At 74.5% G+C, this 18,852-nt stretch carries 15 protein-coding genes and 1 pseudogene; 8 read left to right on the top strand and 8 right to left on the bottom strand.

Features of this window, described 5'->3' with window-relative positions; all coding sequences use genetic code 11:
* Positions 1–10: 10 nt before the first annotated feature.
* Together E5083_RS18935 and lnt are read right to left on the bottom strand one after the other, a co-directional pair.
* Positions 11–490, bottom strand: a complete 480-nt coding sequence (locus E5083_RS18935) for an NUDIX hydrolase (protein ID WP_135786875.1) — start codon at positions 488–490, stop codon at positions 11–13.
* 62 nt (positions 491–552) lie between these two features.
* The gene (gene lnt, locus E5083_RS18940) at positions 553–2,166 is read right to left on the bottom strand and encodes an apolipoprotein N-acyltransferase (protein WP_135786876.1); all 1,614 of its coding nucleotides are present in this window, start codon (positions 2,164–2,166) and stop codon (positions 553–555) included.
* Between the two features lie 266 nt (positions 2,167–2,432).
* On the opposite strand from lnt, the gene E5083_RS18945 reads away from it, so the two are divergent.
* Complete coding sequence (locus E5083_RS18945; RefSeq protein WP_135787051.1) at positions 2,433–3,413, top strand: O-antigen ligase family protein; 981 nt, start codon at positions 2,433–2,435, stop codon at positions 3,411–3,413.
* 6 nt (positions 3,414–3,419) lie between these two features.
* Here the strand turns inward: E5083_RS18945 and E5083_RS18950 are convergent, their stop codons facing one another.
* A complete protein-coding gene (locus tag E5083_RS18950; protein WP_135786877.1) occupies positions 3,420–3,965 on the bottom strand; it encodes a hypothetical protein in 546 nt (181 codons plus the stop codon).
* 91 nt (positions 3,966–4,056) lie between these two features.
* Positions 4,057–4,854, bottom strand: a complete 798-nt coding sequence (locus E5083_RS18955) for a glutamate racemase (RefSeq protein WP_425276732.1) — start codon at positions 4,852–4,854, stop codon at positions 4,057–4,059.
* A 57-nt stretch (positions 4,855–4,911) separates the two neighbouring features.
* Here E5083_RS18955 and E5083_RS18960 point away from each other — a divergent pair, with 57 nt between their 5' ends.
* The 4 genes from E5083_RS18960 to E5083_RS18975 all read left to right on the top strand — a co-directional run bounded on the left by E5083_RS18960 (position 4,912) and on the right by E5083_RS18975 (position 10,575).
* Positions 4,912–6,087, top strand: a complete 1,176-nt coding sequence (locus E5083_RS18960) for a glycosyltransferase (protein ID WP_135786879.1) — start codon at positions 4,912–4,914, stop codon at positions 6,085–6,087.
* 233 nt (positions 6,088–6,320) lie between these two features.
* Complete coding sequence (locus E5083_RS18965; protein ID WP_135786880.1) at positions 6,321–6,782, top strand: DUF6643 family protein; 462 nt, start codon at positions 6,321–6,323, stop codon at positions 6,780–6,782.
* 490 nt (positions 6,783–7,272) lie between these two features.
* Positions 7,273–7,878: an Rv1733c family protein gene (locus tag E5083_RS18970; protein WP_135786881.1), complete on the top strand. Its 606-nt coding sequence runs from the start codon at positions 7,273–7,275 to the stop codon at positions 7,876–7,878.
* Positions 7,879–8,133: 255 nt separating this feature from the next.
* Positions 8,134–10,575, top strand: a complete 2,442-nt coding sequence (locus tag E5083_RS18975) for a right-handed parallel beta-helix repeat-containing protein (RefSeq protein ID WP_135786882.1) — start codon at positions 8,134–8,136, stop codon at positions 10,573–10,575.
* Positions 10,576–10,582: 7 nt separating this feature from the next.
* On the opposite strand, the gene E5083_RS18980 is transcribed toward E5083_RS18975, so the two are convergent.
* The gene (locus E5083_RS18980) at positions 10,583–12,928 is read right to left on the bottom strand and encodes a hypothetical protein (RefSeq protein WP_425276733.1); all 2,346 of its coding nucleotides are present in this window, start codon (positions 12,926–12,928) and stop codon (positions 10,583–10,585) included.
* A gap of 314 nt (positions 12,929–13,242) precedes the next feature.
* On the opposite strand from E5083_RS18980, the gene E5083_RS18985 reads away from it, so the two are divergent.
* Positions 13,243–14,091: a DeoR/GlpR family DNA-binding transcription regulator gene (locus E5083_RS18985; RefSeq protein ID WP_135786883.1), complete on the top strand. Its 849-nt coding sequence runs from the start codon at positions 13,243–13,245 to the stop codon at positions 14,089–14,091.
* Between the two features lie 22 nt (positions 14,092–14,113).
* Here E5083_RS18985 and cds1 read toward each other — a convergent pair whose 3' ends face one another.
* A complete protein-coding gene (gene cds1, locus E5083_RS18990; RefSeq protein ID WP_135786884.1) occupies positions 14,114–15,238 on the bottom strand; it encodes an L-cysteine desulfhydrase Cds1 in 1,125 nt (374 codons plus the stop codon).
* A gap of 295 nt (positions 15,239–15,533) precedes the next feature.
* Between cds1 and E5083_RS18995 the strand changes: the two genes are divergently transcribed.
* Both E5083_RS18995 and E5083_RS19000 read left to right on the top strand, forming a co-directional pair.
* Complete coding sequence (locus tag E5083_RS18995) at positions 15,534–15,857, top strand: hypothetical protein (protein ID WP_135786885.1); 324 nt, start codon at positions 15,534–15,536, stop codon at positions 15,855–15,857.
* A gap of 206 nt (positions 15,858–16,063) precedes the next feature.
* Positions 16,064–16,627: pseudogene (locus E5083_RS19000) on the top strand (ATP-binding protein); the annotation flags it as partial.
* 201 nt (positions 16,628–16,828) lie between these two features.
* Here E5083_RS19000 and E5083_RS19005 read toward each other — a convergent pair.
* Together E5083_RS19005 and E5083_RS19010 are read right to left on the bottom strand one after the other, a co-directional pair.
* The gene (locus E5083_RS19005; protein ID WP_135786887.1) at positions 16,829–17,545 is read right to left on the bottom strand and encodes an NUDIX hydrolase; all 717 of its coding nucleotides are present in this window, start codon (positions 17,543–17,545) and stop codon (positions 16,829–16,831) included.
* Positions 17,546–17,558: 13 nt separating this feature from the next.
* On the bottom strand, positions 17,559–18,797 hold the full coding sequence (locus E5083_RS19010) for an ROK family protein (RefSeq protein ID WP_135786888.1): 1,239 nt from the start codon (positions 18,795–18,797) through the stop codon (positions 17,559–17,561).
* Between the last annotated feature and the right edge of the window lie 55 nt (positions 18,798–18,852).

Raw genomic sequence — 18,852 nt, forward strand, 5'->3', positions numbered from 1 at the left:
AACCCATACTTCAGCCAAGAGTCATGGGGTCGAACCATGTGGGTGTCTCGGACAGGGCCTGCTTGATCCGGAACAGCGAGAACTCGTTCAGCTCCGGCAGCGCGTCCACCGCGAACCAGCCCACGTCCAGCGACTCGTCGTCGTTGACCCGCGCCTCGCCGCCCACGGCCCGGCAGCGGAAGGTGATGTCCATGTACTGGCACTCGTCACCGTTGCCGTAGGTGATGGGCTGGAGGGCCTGCACCAGGACGACCCGCTCGGGCACGCAGCGCACGGCCGTCTCCTCGAAGACCTCGCGCACCGCGCACGCGGCGGGCTGCTCGCCCGGCTCCGGGATGCCGCCGATCACCGACCACTTGCGGGTGTCGGTGCGGCGGCCCAGGAGCACCCGCCCCTCGTCGTCGAAGACGATCGCGGTGACACCGGGCAGCCAGAGCAACTGGGTGCCCGCCGTGGCCCGGAGCGCGGTGATGAATTCAGGTGTAGCCATGGCCCCGACCCTAAACGGCCGGACACCGCCCGGCCGCCACGGCCAGGCACGTCCGGCCGGTCCTACGGCTGGACGCCGGAGGAGGCGCGCCGATCGCGTGCCGCGACCGCGACCGCCCAGCCCAGACCGCCCGCCGCGACCAGCAGCAGCGCCAGCTCGGGCAGGATGCCGAGCCGGGTCGCGGGCGTCTCGGAGGTGCGCAGCGGCACCTTCATGTCGATGTGGGCGGGGACGAACATCCCGGTGTGCCGCGCGACCCGCCCGTCCGGCATGATCACCGCGCTGACACCGCTGGTCACCGGCACGGTCACGGTCCGGCTGTGCTCGACGGCGCGGACGCGGGACATGGCGAGCTGCTGGTAGGTCATCTCGCTGCGGTCGAAGGTGGCGTTGTTGCTCGGCACGGAGATCATCTGGGCGCCATGGGTGACGGTGTCCCGTACGGCCCAGTCGAACGCGGCCTCGTAGCAGGTGGCGAGGCCGACCTTGACGCGGCCGAAGCCGAAGACGCCCGGCTGGTCGCCCCGGCTGAAGTCCTGGCGGACCATGCTGGTCCACTCACTGTTGATCGCACCGATGAGCGAGCGCATCGGGAGGTACTCGCCGAAGGGCTGCACCTGACGCTTGTCGTAGGTCTGGAGCGGTCCCTTGACCGGGTCCCAGAGGATCTGCTCGTTGAGGAGCCTGCCGTCCCGCTCGACGACCGCCCCGACCGAGATGGGCGCGCCGATCGCCTCGGCGGCGCCCTGGATGACGGCGGCCGCGTCGGGGGCGGCGAAGGGGTCGATGTCGGAGGAGTTCTCCGGCCAGAGCACGAAGTCGGGGCGCGGTTCCTTGCCCGCCGCGACCCGGGCGGCGAGCCGGCGGGTCTCCCGCGCGTGGTAGTCGAGCACCGCGCGCCGCTGGGCGTTGAACTCCAGCCCCGCGCGCGGCACATTGCCCTGGATCACCGCCACGGTCGCGGTCCCCGCCTCGGCCTTGTCGCTGACCAGCGCACGCGCGCCGACCGCGCCCACCACCGGCACCGCGACGCTGAGCAGCGCGACGGCCGCGGCGGACCGCCGTACCTCGCCGTCGCGGCGGCGCAGGGCCAGCCGGACGATCTCGTAGAGGCCGAAGCCGCACAGGACGACGCCGAAGCCGAGCACCGGGGTGCCGCCCAGCGCGGCGAGCGGCAGGAAGACGCCGTCCGCCTGCCCGAAGGCGACCTTGCCCCAGGGGAAGCCGCCGAACGGCATACGCGCGCGTACCGCTTCTCCGGCGGTCCACAGCGCCGCCGCCCACACGGGCCAGCCGGGCAGCCGGGACACGGCGGCGATGCCGGCGCCGACCAGGGCGACGTAGACCGCCTCGATGACGACCAGCGCGATCCAGGGGCCGGGGCCGACCTCCACGCCGGTCCACACCAGGAGCGGCAGCAGGAAGCCGAGGCCGAAGAGGTAGCCGAGGCCGAGCGCCGTCTTCCAGGTCCGGCCGCGCAGCGCCCAGGCGAACCCGGCGAAGGCGGGCAGCGCCAGCCACCACAGGGTGCGGGGCGGGAAGCTGACGTAGAGGAGCACGCCGCTCAGCGCGGACACGAGGGCCGGGACCAGACGGAGCAGGCGGGCGCGCGCGCCCTTGGCCGGGGGCGGCTGGAGCCGGTCCGGCCGGTCCACGGAAGTTGCGGTGACGGTCACCCTGGGGAGTGTACGGCGGTCCGCACACCCCCTGACATGCCGGTCAGCACGGCATTCCCGCGCAACTCGTCCACAAATCGGCCCGCAGCCGTTAGCGTGATCCGAGCCTCGGCGGCGCGGCCGGTCCCGGCCGGATGCCGTCGCGAGGTGCGGCCACAGGTCGGGGGACCGGGTGCGAGGGGCTACGGGTGGCGTCGACGGGGATGGAGTGCGCGTCCGGGGCGGACGCGGACCGTGCGGGACGGAACGTGTCCGACGGTGCGGGGATGATCCTGCTCGGGCTGTGCGCGGCCTGGTCGCTGATATCGGCGGCGGCGCACGACGGGCGGCCGGAGGGGATGCTGCTGGCGGTGCTCGCCACGGCGGCGGGCTGCGCGGCCGGGCGGATGTCGGGGGCGCTGCTCCCGGTGGCCGCGCCGTGCGCCGGGGCGGCGGCCGCGCTGGTACTGGCCGTGACGATGCCCGGCCCGCTGCCGGGCCCGGCCTACGCGGCTCCGCTCGGGCAGGCCGGTGCCGTGGCCGCGCTGCTGGCGCTGGCCACCGGGGCGCTGTGCTGCGCCGCCTGGTCGACACCGGTACCGGGGATGCGGCCGCTGTTGTGGCTGCTGGCGGCCGCGGTGGTGCCGGCCGGGGCGCTGCTGGGCTCGCCGGGCGGCTGCGCGGCCGGGGGCGCCGTACTGCTGTGCTCGGTGGCCGCCGGTTCGATGCCGTACCGGGGCGCGGGGCTGGCCGGGCTGGCGGTCGTGGCCGGGGTGGCGGTGGGCGCGGTGTGGGGGCTGGCGTCGGGGGTGCTGCCGGCCGGGTGCGCCGCGGAGTTCACGGACCGGATCGGGCCGTACCGGGTGGGGCTGTGGGGCCGGGCGGTGCGGCTGGCCCGTGAGGCGCCGGTGTGGGGTGTGGGGCCGGGGCGTTTCGGGACGCCGGGTGATCCGGCGGGGCGGCCGCATTCGGCGCCGCTGCAGTTGCTGGCCGAGCAGGGGATCGTGGGGGCGCTGCTGCTGGCGGCGGTGTTCGGGTGGGTGCTGCACGCGCTGTGGCGGACGGCGCGGCCGACGCCGGTGGTGCTGACGGCGGGGGCGGCGCTCACGGCGCTGGCGGTGATCGCGTCGGTGGGTGACGCGCTGAGCTTCACCGCGGTGACGGCGGGCGCGGGACTGCTGGCCGGGTGGGCGACGGCCCGACCGTGGGGCGAGGAGGAGCGGGTGCCTCGGGTGGAGCCGCTGCCCCGGCAGGAGCCGGTGGGCTGAGCGGGGTCAGTGCGCGTTGTCCGGGGTGATGGCGCGCAGCCGGGCCCGGATGACGCGGACGGCCGACTCGGCGTTGTCCACGGTGATGGTGAAGGTGTGGCCGTCCCACAGGCTGAGCACGATGCCCTCCCCCCGGCGAACGACCACGGCGGTGCCCTTCTCGGGGCGCCAGCGGTAGCCCCAGCCGCCCCAGTGGCGGGGGGTGACGTGCGGGATGTACGCGGCGTCGACGACCTGGGAGAGCGGGATGCGGCGGCGCGGCAGCCCGACATGGCCGCAGCGCACCTCCAGCGCGTCCCGGTCCAGCTTGAGGTCGACGTGCACGAAGGCGAGCGTCCCGAACAGGACGAGCAGCCCGACCGCGATGCAGCCCACGACGGACATGACCAGGGCGATGATCCCGGAGGTCCACGCGGACTGCACGGCCAGCTCGATGCCGAGCGCCATGCAGGCGGCGCCGGCCAGCGCCAGTACCCACTGCACGCGGTTGGTGGCGCGTCCGGTCCAGACGTCGGGGTGCGGGGCGTCCTCGGCGTCGCGGTGCTCCCTCATGTCTATGAGGTTACCCAGGTTCCGCCGTGGTGGTACCGGGTCACGAAGAGCTACTGCTCCGGGCGGATCGCTCGGCGGTCGTGCCTTGACGTCACATCCGGTCGGCGAGCGGGCCGGCCGCGGGCAGCAGCCGTCCCTCGGCGTAGTGCAGCGCGGCCGCGGGCAGCGCGCCGCCCTCGCGGCCGCTGAGCAGCACGGTGAGGGAGCCGACGGCGGGGGCGTCGGGGGCGGCCGGCTCGCCGATGCGGCGCAGCGCCTGGGTGGCGACGGCCCCGGCGGAGCCGTGCAGCACGAGCGGGGCGGCGCCCGGCTGCTGGACGGCGGCCCGGATGCGTTCCGAGACGAGTTCGTAGTGGGTGCAGCCGAGGACGACGGTCGTGACGTCGGGCGGGGTGAGTTCCGCGGCGGCCGCGATCGTCGCGGTGATGGCCTGCTCGTCCGCGTGCTCGACGGCCTCGGCCAGGCCCCAGCAGGGCACCTCGGTGACCTGGACGCCGTGCGCGAAGTCCGCGATCAGACCGCGCTGATAGGGGCTGCCGGTGGTGGCGGGGGTCGCCCAGATCGCCACGTGGCCGCCGCCGGCCGCGGCGGGCTTGATCGCGGGTACGGTGCCGATCACCGGGATGCCGGGTTCGCACAGGGCGCGCAGCGCGGGCAGGGCGTGCACGGACGCGGTGTTGCAGCCGACGATGAGAGCGTCCGGCCGGCGGGCGGCGGCGGCCTCGGCGACGGCCACGGCACGCCGGGTCAGGTCCTCGGGGGTGCGCGGTCCCCAGGGCATGCCGTCGGGGTCCAGGGAGAGCACGAGATCCGCGTCGGGCCGAAGGCGGCGCACCGCCGCGGTGGCTGCGAGGAGGCCGATTCCGGAGTCCATGAGCGCGATCTTCACCCGGCCACGATAGTCGATGACCATCGGTGGGCCGTTCCGGTGGGGCAGACTGCGGCCGTGAGCGCCATCGTGTGGACCGCCGCCGTATCCCTCGCCGTCTGGTGCTGGCTGCTGCTGGGCCAGGGCTTCTTCTGGCGCACCGATGTACGGCTGCCGCCGCGCCGCGAGCCCGGGGAGTGGCCGTCGGTCTGCGTGGTGGTCCCGGCCCGCGACGAGGCGGCCGTGCTGCCCGCGAGCCTGCCCTCGCTGCTCGCCCAGGACTATCCGGGCCGGGCGGAGGTCTTCCTGGTGGACGACGGCAGCCGCGACGGCACCGGCGGCCTGGCCCGCGAGCTGTCCGCGCGGCACGGCGGGCTGCCGCTCACGGTGGACTCCCCCGGCGAGCCGCCCGAGGGCTGGACGGGCAAGCTGTGGGCGGTCCGGCACGGGATCGCGCTGGCACGCGCGCGTGACCCCGAGTTCCTGCTGCTGACGGACGCGGACATCGCGCACGCTCCGGACAGCCTGCGCTCCCTGGTCGCGGCGGCCCGTACGGGTGACTTCGACCTGGTGTCCCAGATGGCCCGGCTGCGCGCGGAGAGCCCCTGGGAGCGGCTGGTGGTCCCGGCCTTCGTCTACTTCTTCGCCCAGCTCTACCCCTTCCGGTGGATCGGCCGCCGGGGCGCCCGGACGACGGCGGCGGCCGGGGGCTGTGTGCTGCTGCGGGCGGACATGGCCGGGCGGGCCCGCATTCCGGACGCCGTCCGGCACGCGGTCATCGACGACGTGGCCCTCGCGCGCGCGGTGCGGGCGAACGGCGGCCATCTCTGGCTGGGCCTGGCGGACCGGGTGGACAGCGTGCGCCCGTATCCGGGTCTGGGCGAGCTGTGGCGCATGGTGTCCCGCAGCGCGTACGCCCAGCTCAGGCACAGTCCGGCGCTGCTGCTGGGGACGGTGGCGGGGCTGGCGCTGGTGTATCTGGTGCCGCCCGTGGCGGTGGTGGCGGGCGCGGCCCTGGGGAACGCGCCGGCGTGCGCGCTCGGCGCGGTGGCGTGGGCGGTGATGGCGGCGACGTATATGCCGATGCTGCGCTACTACCGGCAGCCGCTGTGGCTCGCCCCGCTGCTGCCGTTCACGGCGTTCCTCTATCTGCTGATGACGCTCGACTCGGCGGTGCAGCACTACCGGGGCCGGGGCGCCGCCTGGAAGGGCCGCACCTACGCGCGTCCCGACGCCGTGCCGGACGAGGGCTGAACCCGGCTCACTTGCGGCCGCTTGACATGTCCGCCCCCATCTGTACAACGTCCGACGCTCCGTCAACCGTCGGTAACCGGACAGGAACTCGCCTTTTACACGATCCAGACGTCGAATGGAGTCCATTTTTGGCAAGTTCGCTCGGATTAGCGATCCCAGATCGCCGCCGACACGGAAAACAACCCTCTTATCGGTCTCCCCAACCAGCACATCGTGGGCTTAACTTATGTGCCATGACCTCCCCCCGCTCCACCTATGGCGGCGGCTACTACTCCGCCTCCTTCCCGGACACCCCGATCTACGACTCGCTCGTGGCCGAGCGGGGCACCCCGCAGATCGCCCCGATCAGGGTCCCGGCCGCCTATGACACCGGTGTCGGCATGCAGTCCTCCCCCGGCATGCCCTCCCCCGGCGGCAACCTCCCCGCACTGCCCTCCGCTCTTCCCGCGCTGCCCGCGGCCCCCTCGCCACAGCCGTCGTACGGCTACCCGCAGCAGCAGGCGCCCCAGATGCAGCCGACGCCCACGGCGTACATCCCGCAGCAGGCCGGCGCCCCGCGCGGCTACCCCGGCGCGCAGCCCCAGCCGCCGCGCCCGGCGCCCTCGGGCTACGAGGCCATGCGCCCGGCGGCTCCCCGGCCGCCGCAGCAGCCGTACCAGGAGCCGTACAACAACCAGCAGTACCGCGGCTACTGAGCCCGTTCCGCTCCTCGTAGCGGCCGTCCGGCTCCGGGAACGCGACTCCGCGATCGATCGACGTCCACCGTGACCAGCGGTGGTGCCGGTTCGACGACGGGGGGAAGGTCGTCACCCCGCCCGAGCCGTCCCGTCCCCCGTGTGCCGTCGCCGAGCTGTCGCCCGGCGGCGGCATTCGTCTGTCCCCCTCCGCTCGTCCTCCCCTGACGGTGCCCGTACCCCGTCACACCGGGAACATGCCGATCACTTTTCCCAGCCGCGCGGACCGGTGTGCGTCCACATCCGACACCACGTCACCACTGGTCGGCTGTTCGGACACGGGAACCGGGAACTCCCGCCGCACCCGGGTCGTTGGGCGAACATGAGAAATCCGTGAGAGAAACCGCGAGGACGTGATGTCCTTCTCCCGAGCCCTCTTCACCGGGCCGGGGGATGAGCGGGGCCGACACGGGGCAGGACAGGGGGCGTCGGAGCGAAGGGGGTGGGGGACGTGCAGACCATCAGCGGTGTGTGGCGCTGGCGGGGCAATCCGCTGCGCCGCCCGACCGATCTCGCGGAGGCATGGGTGTGCCTCCTGGCGTTGCTGCTGACGCTCGTGGCGATGCCCGCCGTCGGCATCGCCACCGGGTCCGCCGCGCAGGACTCGCTGCGGCGGTCGGTGCGCGAGCAGCGGCACGCCCGGCATCTGGTCACGGCGACCGTGCTGCGCACCCTCGCGCAGGCGCCGCCCGAGGCCGATCCCGACACGGGCGCGGCCCGTACCTCCCGCAGCCGGGTCGTGGCCGGGTGGACCGCGCCGGACGGCACCCACCGGCGGGGCGCGGTGCTGGCGGACGTCAAGTCCCCCCGCACGGGTGAGCACTTCAGGCTGTGGACGGACCCGACCGGGCGAATAACGACCCGGCCGCTGGACTCCGCCACCGCGCGGGCGCACGCGGTGCTGGCCGGTTTCGGCGCCGCCGTGGTGGCGGCCGGGCTCATCGAGAGCGTGCGGCGCCTCGTCGTCTGGCGCATGGTCCGCCGCCGCTACGCGAGTTGGGACCGCGCCTGGGACCGGGCGGGCCCGGACTGGGGCAAGGCCGGTACGGGGAGCTAGGACCGGGCGGCGCGGCCTTGGGGACCGGGGTTCCGGCTCTGGTCGGTTCGCCACCCGCGCGCACGCTACGGTGGACCGGCCGACTCGCTTTCGGCATCGACCCGCGCGCGAGCGAGCCGAAGGCCGCGCCGGAGTCCGGAACACGCGCACACGCGAACGCCCTCCGGGCGCCCCGCGGTAGCCGTACCGGCACCGGCTGCGGAGCCCCTGAGGCGGACGAGCACAAGTACCACGAGGTGGGGGCACGGCAACGCCATGGCACAGGGCACGGTCCAGGTGACGCACACCGGCACATCGCGGTGGCGGCGCCGCACGGGTGAGTACGCGTCGCTCGCGGCCGCCCTCGAGGCCGCCTCCGACGGCGACGTCCTCACGATCGCCCCCGGCACCTACCGGGAGAACCTCGTCGTACGGCGGGAGGTGACACTGCGCGGCCCCGACAACGCGCCGGGCTCCGTGCGGATCGCGCCCGTGGACGGCGTCCCGCTGACCGTGCGGGCCTCCGCCGTGGTGCAGGGCCTGCATGTGGAGGGCCAGGACGGCGCCGCCCCGGCGCTGCTGGTGGAGGAGGGCACGCCCGAGCTGCTGGACGTGCGGATCGTGACCCGCTCCGCCTCCGGCATCGAGGTGCGCGGCGGGGCCCGCCCGACCGTGCGCCGCTGCACGGTGGACAACCCGGCCGGCATCGGCGTCCTCGTCCTCGACGGCGCCGCCGGGGTGTTCGAGGAGTGCGAGGTCGTCTCGGCCGGCCAGGCGGGCGTGGCGGTGCGCGGCGGCGGCCATCCGCGCCTGGACCGCTGCCGGGTGCACCACGCCTCGGGCAGCGGACTGAGCGCGACCGGCGAGAACTCAGCCCTGGAGGCGTTCGGTTGCGAGGTGTACGAGGTGCGCGGTGCCGGGGTGCAGGTCACCCAGGGGGCCACCGCCCATCTCACCGACTGCGAGGTGCACCGCACCTCGGCGGACGGCGTCACCCTCGACACCGACGCGGTGCTGACGCTGGCGGACTGCCGTATCCACGACATCCCGGAGAACGCGGTCGACCTGCGCTCCCGCTCGGTGCTGACCCTGACCCGGACCACGGTGCGGCAGTTCGGGCGCAACGGCCTGTCCGTGTGGGACCCGGGCACGCGCGTGGACGCCAACCAGTGCGAGATCTTCGACAGCACCGGTGACTACCCGGCGGTCTGGGTGAGCGACGGCGCGACGGCGGTCCTGGACTCCTGCCGGGTGCACGACGTGCCGGACGCCCTGTTCGTGCTGGACCGGGGCTCCCGCGCGGACGTGGTGGACAGCGACCTCTCCCAGGTGCGCAACACGGCGGTCTCGGTGAGCGACGGCGCGACCGCCCAGCTCGACGACTGCCGTATCCGGGACGCGGCGACCGGCGCCTGGTTCCGGGACCACGGCAGCGGCGGCACCCTGAGCAACTGCACGGTGGACGGCACCCAGACCGGCGTGATCGTCACCAAGGGCGCCGACCCGACGATCGAGCGCTGCGCGGTGGAGAGCCCGGCCGAGGCGGGTTTCTACGTCTCGGCGGGCGGCCGGGGCAGCTTCGTCAACTGCCGGGTCACCGGCAGCGGCGGCTACGGCTTCCATGTGCTCGACGGCTGCCGCACGACCCTGCGCAAGTGCCGTACGGAGCGGTGTGTGCGCGGCGGTTACGAGTTCGCCGAGGGCGGCACGGACGCGGGCTCGGGGGCCGGGCCGGTCGTGGAGGACTGCTCCAGCGACGAGAGCGGCGCGCTGCGGCCCCCGGCGGCACAGGACACGGCGGTACAGACGGTTCCGGCCTCCACGGGCGGGCTGCTCGGCGCGATTCCGGGTCAGCGCGCGGTCGGTGCGGAGCCGTCGGTGGCGCCGCCCGTGCCGGAGCGGGAGACCCGTACGTCGCAGGCGGTGATGGGTGAACTCGACGCGCTGGTGGGCCTGGAGAGCGTCAAGCGCGAGGTGCGGGCGCTGACCGACATGATCGAGGTGGGCAGACGCCGCCAGAAGGCGGGGCTCAAGGCGGCGTCGGTCAAGCGGCATCTGGTCTTCACCGGCTCCCCCGGCACCGGCAAGACGACGGTGGCCCGGCTCTACGGCGAGATCCTGGCCGCGCTCGGGGTGCTGGAGATAGGGCATCTGGTGGAGGTGTCGCGGGTCGACCTGGTGGGCGAGCACATCGGTTCCACCGCGATCCGCACCCAGGAGGCGTTCGAACGGGCTCGGGGCGGTGTGCTGTTCATCGACGAGGCGTACGCGCTGTCGCCGGAGGACGCCGGGCGGGACTTCGGCAAGGAGGCCATCGACACCCTGGTGAAGCTGATGGAGGACCACCGGGACGCGGTGGTGGTGATCGTGGCGGGCTACACGGCGGAGATGGAGCGCTTCCTGTCGGTCAACCCCGGTGTGGCGTCCCGTTTCTCGCGGACGATCACCTTCGGGGACTACGGCCCCGAGGAGCTGCTGCGGATCGTGGAGCAGCAGGCCGACGAGCACGAGTACCGGCTCGCGTCCGGCACGGCGGAGGCGCTGCTGAAGTACTTCACGGCGCTGCCGAAGGGCCCGGCGTTCGGCAACGGCCGTACCGCGCGGCAGACGTTCGAGGCGATGGTGGAGCGGCACGCGAGCCGGGTGGCGCAGTTCGCCGACCCGAGCACCGACGACCTGACCCTGCTGTACCCGGAGGATCTGCCCGAACTGCCGTGAGGCGGCGTCACTTTGGGCCCGGTTCCGGGCGGGGTGCGGGCAGGTCGGGGTGGAGGCGGGCCAGCAGCCGGTCGCGTTCGCGGATGAAGACCGGGTCCTCCTGGTAGTCGGAGTGGCCGAGGATCGGTGCGGGCAGCGGGTGTTCGGGGGTGCGGCCGTAGGCGCGCGGGTCGGGCAGCGGCTCGTGGTCGACCTCGGTGCCGTGCCCGGCGGGCAGCCGGACGGGGCCGCCGATGGGGTCGGTGCGGCGGTGGAGGTTGCGCCAGCAGCAGATGTCGCGGTGCAGGGCGGCGAGGGCGGCCGGGCCGAAGTGGGCCGGGAACCAGCGCCCGTAGAGCCGTTCCAGCGGTGAGCCGTAGGTGAGCAGGGCGACGCGCTGCCGTACGGCGGGCGGGAGCTGCCAGGCCGCGGCGGCGACCAGGACGCTGCCCTGGGAGTGGCCGGAGAGGACGAGACGGCCGCCGGTGCGCTCGGTCCAGGTCGCGGTGCGCCAGGTCAGGTCGGGTACGGCGCGCTCGGCGTAGCAGGGGGGCGCGAAGGGGTGGGCCGCGCGCGGCCAGAAGGTGCCGACGTCCCACAGGATGCCTATGGTCCGGCGGGCCGAGGCGTCCTTGTAGGCACGGCGCCCCCAGGTGACGAAGAGCAGGAAGCCGACGCCGATGAGCCAGGAGCCGAGCGTCTGGCAGATCTCGGCGGCGATCCGTACGGGGGCCCCGGCGTCCTGGGCGGCATGGGCGGGCGCGAGCCCGGTGGCGAGGGCGCCGGTGAGGGCTCCCGCCCCGGCGATCAGGGTGGCGACGGAGCCGACGGCGAGGATCAGGGGCGCGCGGTCGGTGAGGGTGGCCATGGCGCGGACGTGGGCGATGCGCCGGGTGCGGTGCGGGTCCTCGGGCTCGCCGGGGTGCTCGGCGCGCACCCGGCGGCGCTCGGCACGGGCGAGGCGCGCGGTGCGCCGGGCCAGGACGGCGATGAGGACCAGGAGCACGGCGAGTACGGGCGGGATCGCGGACGCCTGCCAGGTCAGGGTGACGGGCGGCCCGGTGATCGTGGCGTGGGTGCCGTCCAGCCAGTCGGCGACGCGCTGGGCGACCCCGCCGGAGGCGACCCCGCCGAGCGCGCACGCGAGCAGGGCGACGGCGGGTCCGCCGAGGCCGCGCATCGCGGCGCGGGGGTCGGGCAGGCGCCGGTGCAGCCGGCGGGCGACGACCGCGAGGGCGACGACGAGGATGCCCTGGGCCAGCATGATCGCGCCGAACGCCGGGTCGCCGGGCAGTCTCCCGGCGGACTGCCAGACGGGCCGGGACCAGCAGGCGTAGGTGACGGCGAGCAGCAGCAGGGCGAGGGCGCCGAGCGGGAGGGCGCGCAGCAGGTGGCGGTCGAGCGCCTGGTCGAGTCGGCGCTCGCTGCGGCCCCGGCGGCACACGACCGCGACGGCCACGCAGGCCCAGGCGAGGATGCCCGCGCCGAGCAGGACGCCGAGGACGTCGAGGAGCGCGGGTCCGCCGGGGCGGTGGTCGAAGCGGGTGGCGGGCAGGGTGACGGCGGCGGCGACGGTGAGGAGGCCGGCCGCGGTGTGTGCGGCGCGGAGGCGGGCGCCGAGGCGGCGGCCGTACCAGAAGCCGGGGCGGGCCAGCGCGCCCTCGTCGGCGGCCGGGTCGGCGGTGGTGGTCAGGGGGCGGTGGGACTCGTAGGCGCTCCAGGTGCGGTGGGAGAGGTACCAGAGCAGCGCGGTGAGCAGGGTGGGCGCCAGGGCGGCGAGGGCGACGCGGCGGCCGGGCGGGCTCCACCAGCCGCCGTCGGAGACGAAAGTGAGCCAGGTGTGGCGGCCCGCGCAGGCGGGGGCGCCGGCGCACTGCCAGGCCACCAGGTCCAGCGCGACCTCGCAGGCGGCGGCGACCAGGAGCACGGTCAGGGTGAGCGCGGCCAGCCGGACGAGGAGGCCGTAGAAGCGGACCGAGCGGCCGGGGCGCTCGACGGAGGGGCGCATCCAGTGGGCGAGGTTGACCACCATGAAGGGCAGCAGCAACAGCCACAGGGCGCGGGTGCCGTTGCCGGAGGTGAGGTTGCACCAGACGTACGCCTCGCGCACCGGGCCCTCGCCGGGGAGTTCGTCCAGTGCGGGTCCCGCGCCCCCGGCGGACTCGGGTACGTCCTCGGCGCGGCGGTAGACGGCGGCCGTGTCGTCGCCGGTGACGCGGATCGTGCGCGGGTCGGCGAGCATCTTCTCGGGGGTGGTGCCGCCGACGCCGTGCACCAGCAGTTCCAGGCCGCGTTCCGCCGTCGCGGTGGCCCAGGGCGGCGGGTCCGTGAGGTCCGGCCGGGGATCGGGGATGCGTTCCCGCGCGTGTTCCACTTGTCGTCCGCGCTTCCGTTGTCACCTGAGGAGTCTCAAGTCCGTGCGGGCTTCAGGTTCTCCGTTTCCGGGGTGGCGTACACCTGGCGGAAGGGCTTGTCACGGAATCTCCCCGATCCGGGTGACGACGGCCCGCATGGTGCCCGCACACATGTGCGCGCGCCCTAGGTGTGCGTGGTGACAGCCAGTGGCGCGCGCCATGGCGGCCCGTGACAAGATGAGACGCCGACGCATGTGGTGGGGTCTGGGAACGGCAGGTCACCGTGGGTGCGCCGGGCAGCTCGGACAGGTGTGGCGAAAGGACCGGAGCGTACGTGAGCGAGAATCAGAACCTCCTCGCGGAGCAGCGGCGCGCTCTGATCGTGGACGAGGTCCGGCGGCGGGGCGGTGTCCGCGTCAATGAACTGACCCGGCAACTGGGCGTCTCGGACATGACCGTGCGCCGCGATCTGGACGCGCTGGCCCGGCAGGGTGTGCTGGAGAAGGTGCACGGCGGCGCGGTCCCGGTGGTCGAGGCGAGCACGCACGAGCCGGGGTTCGAGGCCAAGTCGGGCCTGGAGCCGACCGCCAAGGAGGAGATCGCGCGGGCGGCCGCACGCCTGGTGGCACCGGGTTCGGCGATCGCGCTGTCGGGCGGTACGACCACCTACACGCTCGCCCGGCAGCTCCTGGAGGTGCCCGATCTGACCGTGGTGACGAACTCGGTGCGGGTCGCGGACGTCTTCCACACCGCGCAGCGCACCTCGGGCCGGCGGCCGGGCGCGGCCACGGTGGTGCTGACCGGCGGGGTGCGCACCCCCTCCGACTCGCTGGTGGGTCCGGTCGCGGACCGGGCCATCGCCGCGCTCCACTTCGATCTGCTGTTCCTCGGCGTGCACGGCATATCGGCGGAGGCCGGTCTGTCCACGCCGAACCTCGCCGAGGCGGAGACCAACCGGCAGCTTGTGCGCTCCGCGCGCCGGGTCGTGGTGGTCGCGGACCACACCAAGTGGGGCACGGTGGGCCTGAGTTCGTTCGCCGCGCTGGACGAGGTGGACACGCTCGTCACGGACGGCGGACTGCCCGCCGAGGCCCGTACCGAGATCTCCGAGCGGCTGCGGCGCCTGGTGGTGGCGGGCGAGCCGGAGGACGACGAGGAGCCCGAGGGCCCCGAGGAGGACTGACGACGCGCCGAGGGCGGCCGTCTCAGTCCGGCCACACCCCCGTGGCCAGCAGCGACTCGATCGCGGCCGTGTACGGCCCGATGTCGAGGTTCTGCTCCTCCAGCCAACTGTCCGAGTAGTACTTGTCGAGGTACCGGTCGCCGGGGTCGCACAGCAGGGTGACCACGCTGCCGTTCCTGCCCTCGGCCACCATCTCGGAGACGATCTTCAGCGCGCTCCACAGCCCGGTTCCGGTGGACCCGCCCGCCTTGCGGCCGAGCGCCCGCTCCAGCGCGCGGACGGCGGCCACGCTCGCGGCGTCCGGGACCTTCATCATGCGGTCGATCGCGCCGGGCACGAAGCTGGGCTCCATGCGCGGCCGTCCGATGCCCTCGATGCGGGAGCCGCAGTCGCAGGTGACGTCCGGGTCGCCGGTGGTCCAGCCCTCGAAGAAGCAGGAGTTCTCGGGGTCGGCCACACAGACCCGGGTGTCGTGCTGGAGGTAGTGCACATAGCGGGCGAGGGTGGCCGAGGTGCCGCCGGTGCCGGCCGTGGCGACGATCCAGGTGGGCACCGGGTACCGCTCCAGCGCGAGCTGCCGGAAGATCGACTCGGCGATGTTGTTGTTGCCGCGCCAGTCGGTGGCGCGCTCGGCGTAGGTGAACTGGTCCATGAAGTGGCCGCCGGTCTCCGCCGCGAGCCGCGCGGACTCGGCGTACATGGTGCGCGGGTCGTCCACGAAGTGACAGCGGCCGCCGTGGAACTCGATGAGCCGGCACTTCTCGGCGCTGGTGGTGCGCGGCATGACGGCGATGAACGGCACGCCGATCAGGGACGCGAAGTACGCCTCGGAGACGGCGGTCGAGCCGCTGGACGCCTCGATCACCGGGCGGTCGGGGCGAATCCAGCCGTTGCACAGGCCGTAGAGGAAGAGGGAGCGGGCGAGGCGGTGCTTGAGGCTGCCGGTCGGGTGGGTCGACTCGTCCTTGAGGTAGAGGTCGATGCCCCATTCCTCGGGCAGCGGGAAGCGCAGCAGGTGCGTGTCGGCCGAGCGGTTGGCGTCGGCCTGGACCTTGCGTACGGCCTCTTTCAGCCAGTCCCGGTAGGCCGCGTCGCTGCGGTCGACATCGAGGGTGGCGCCGGTCCGGGCCGGTGGGGTGGTGCTCACGGCGGGGCTCCTTACGCTGGGCGCCGACGACGCCCAGCGCGGTCGGCAGCCCGATCATAGGCATCAGTCGCACCGCTTCTCACCTGCATCAACGCATCTTTGAGCCACCCAAAGGCAGCCTGGGGCACACCCGTACGAGGGGGCGCGGGGGCGCATTGGCGCGAGTGCTCCAGCGCCACGTGCGCCCCGTCCGCGCGCACTGGTGCTCCTGTCCGCGCCGGGGCAGACTGCACCGCGTGGACCGGCCGCCGTGCGGGGGGCCGGTGAACCGGTACGCGCGAGGGGGCGGTGCGGGATGGCGGAGCCGGAGTTCACGGCGCGAGGCGTGCGCATCGGCAAGGGGGTGCGCTCGCTGACGCGGGCGGGCCGGGTCCGGGTCGGCGACGGCAGGGTGGAGCTGCTCACCAGTGAGGGCAGCGAGATCGACAGCGCCCCCGTCGGGACCGTACGGGCCTCCAGACCGTGGTTCGCGCCGGAGGGCCGGGCGCAGGCCGAGCTGAACGGCCGGCGCTACCAGCTCACGCTCACCGAACGTGACACCGCGCCCGATGAGCCGGGGCCGCCCGCCGCCAGCCGGTTCGTCGAAGCGGTGCGCCGCGCGGCCGGCCGGGGTGGCTGACCTGCGGGCCACCGTGGCGAGTTGCGGGAGGGCGGGCACTGCGGCACGCTGATCTCACGTCACTCTGGGTTTACCGGAGGTAACGCTGCGGACCAGCCCGTCGGCCTCGACGGCGGCGGTCACAGGGACGTCGGCGCCCTCCCGGATTTCCGTTGTTCTCCGTGTTCCTCCGGTCAATCCGGACCTCACACCGGGGAGTCGCAGCCGTGATCAGTTACCCGAACAGGCACTGCACGGTGGAGCTCCAAGCCCTGCCGTCGCGGATCGGTCAGGTCCGCAGAATCGTATCTGCGCAACTGCGCTACTGGCGTCTGGACCCGTTGATAGACCGGGCCGCGCTCGGTGTGACCGAGCTGCTGAGCAACGTCCACCGACATGCCCGGCCCGACAAGTCGTGCACCGTGGAGCTGGAGTTCCAGTCCGACCGGCTCACCGTCTCGGTCCGCGACCGCGATCCACGCCTTCCCGTGGTGCCCGACGGCGCCGAGTCGTCCGACGCCGGACCGCTCGCCACCTGCGGGCGGGGGCTGGTGATGGTGGCCGCCGTCAGCGAGAGCTGGGGATGCCGGCCGGACGGCGAGGACGGCAAGGTCGTGTGGTTCGCGCTGTCCGCGACCGCCGCCCCGGCCCCGCGTCCACCGGCGCCGAAGCCGCTCCGCGCGGCGGAGAAGCGGCCCGAGCCCGCGCAACTCACCGTGCAGCCACCGGTCCGCGCACCGGAGCCGGTCGTGGTCCACGCCCCGGCACCCGAGCCGTCGGTGGCGCACGGTCCGGCCCGCTCCCCCGAGCCCGCCGTGGCCCACGCCCCCGCCGGCACCCCGGCACCGGAGCCCGCCCTGGCCCACGCGGCACCCGAACCCGCCGCGGCTGAGCCCGTGGCGGCGGCAGCGGCTCCCGCGACGTCGGCCGTCCCCGGCTGACCGGACGGAACGCGTGCCCGGTACCGCGCCCGAGCGCCGTACCGGGCCGCGCTACGCCCCGAAGAACCGCCCCGCCGCCAACTCCAGGTAGGACGCCAAGGGGCCCGAAAGCGCTCGGAGTTCGGCCGGCGAGCCGATCAACTCCACCCGGTCGAACTCGGGGTCCACCCCCGAGGCGATCTCGGCCCGCGCCAATTCCGCGTGCCGCTCCCGCAGTTCGCGCGCGGGACGCGGCGGGGCGGTGAAGAGGAACCCCAGGCTGCCCCGGGCACCCAGGACCACCGGGCCCGGTACGAGGGCGTCGGCGGGGGTGTCGGAGCCGGTCTCCTCGGCCAGTTCGCGGGCCGCGTGGACCCGGAGCAGACCGAGGTCCAACGCGGCCCCGTCGCCCGGAGGTTCGAGCGTGCCGCCGGGTGGCTGCCACCGGCCGGGGGCCGAAGTGGAGGGCGACATCCGCCCCACCAGCAGGCGCCCGTCGTCACTGGGCTGGAGCACCGCCACGAACAGCGCCGCGACGGCCGGCGCGTCCGGAAGCCCACGCAGGGCGCGGTAGCGGTACGTCAGCCTCGTCCAGGAGACCAACAGGCCGTTCGTGTCGTCGCGTTGGAAACCGGCGAGCGCGGCCACGGGCCCGTCGAACAGGGTCGGGTTGGCGCGTACGGCGGCTGCCCAGCGGTGGTCCATCGTCGTGCGCTGGGCGGCGGTGAGGGCGGGCGGGGTGGTCTCCTCGAACCGGAGGCGGGAGACGTCCCACAGCTCCGCCGTCACCGCAGCTCCGCCGTCACCGCAGGGCCGCGAGCGGGTCGTCGAGCACCGGCTGCCAGGCGAGTTCGGCGGCGCCGACCAGGCTGTCGTGGTCCAGGGTGCAGGGCAGGATGGGCACGCTGCCGCTCTGTCCCCACAGGCTGCGCTCGGCGACGACGGCGCGCAGCCGCTCGGGGTCGGCGTTGAGCAGGCCCCGGTGCAGTCCGCCGAGGATGACGCGGTCGGGGTTGAGGATGTTGACCAGCCCGGCCAGCCCCAGCCCGAGCCGGTCGATCAGGGTCTCGGCGGCGGCGCGTACGGCGGGCTCGGTGTACCGGGTGCGCAGCAGCTCGTCGGCCTGGGCGAGAAGGGACACCTCGGGGCCGGGGTCGAGGCCGGCCTCCATGAGGAGGGCGAGCGGGTCGGCCTCGACGTCGAGACAGCCCCGGCTGCCGCAGTGGCAGACGCGGCCCTCGGGGTTGACGGTGAGGTGGCCGACCTCCAGGGCGAGGCCCGAACTCCCGGTGTGCAGGCGGCCGTCGAGGACGAGCGCGCCGCCGACGCCACGGTGCCCGGTGGCCACGCACAGCAGGTGCCGGGCGCCCCGGCCCGCGCCGTGCCGGTGTTCGGCGAGGGCGGCGAGGTTGACGTCGTTGCCCGCGAAGGCGGGGCCGGTGATCCCGGCGGCGTGCACGAGGTCGGTGAAGATGCGGCGCACCGGTTCCCCGGCGGGCCAGGCCAGGTGGAGCGGGTTGAGGGCGAGCCCGTCGGGTTCGGCGACGGCGGACGGCACGGCGAGCCCGGCGCCCACGCAGCGGCGCCCCGTGGCCCGCAGCAGGTCGGCGCCCGCCTCCACCACCGCGCCGAGCACCTTGGCCGGGTCGGCGTCGACGGTCTCACAGCCGGGCGTGGTCGCCACGATCCGTCCGCCGAGACCGACCAGGGCGGCCCGGAAGCCGTCCGTGTGCACTTGCGCGGCCAGCGCGACCGGGCCGTCCTCGGCGACCTCCAGGCGGTGCGAGGGTCGGCCCTGGGAACCGGCGGGGGCGCTGGGCCGGGCGTCGACCCTGATCAGGCCGAGCGCCTCCAGTTCGGCGGCGACGGCACCGGCGGTGGCGCGGGTGACGCCGAGTTCGGCGGTGAGCACGGCGCGGGTCGGGGCGCGTCCGGTGTGCACCAGCTCCAGCGCGGGGCCGAGGGCACCGCGTCCCCGGTCCAGCCGCGCCCGTGAGATGGGTCCTGCCCCCGCCTTCCGGGGGTCCGCCATGCCGCTCATGGGGGCGAGTCTCGCATGATCCGCGCCGGTCGTGACCTGTCTCGTGACCGATGTG

This window comes from Streptomyces bauhiniae (assembly GCF_004784475.1).
GTDB lineage: Bacteria > Actinomycetota > Actinomycetes > Streptomycetales > Streptomycetaceae > Streptomyces > Streptomyces seoulensis.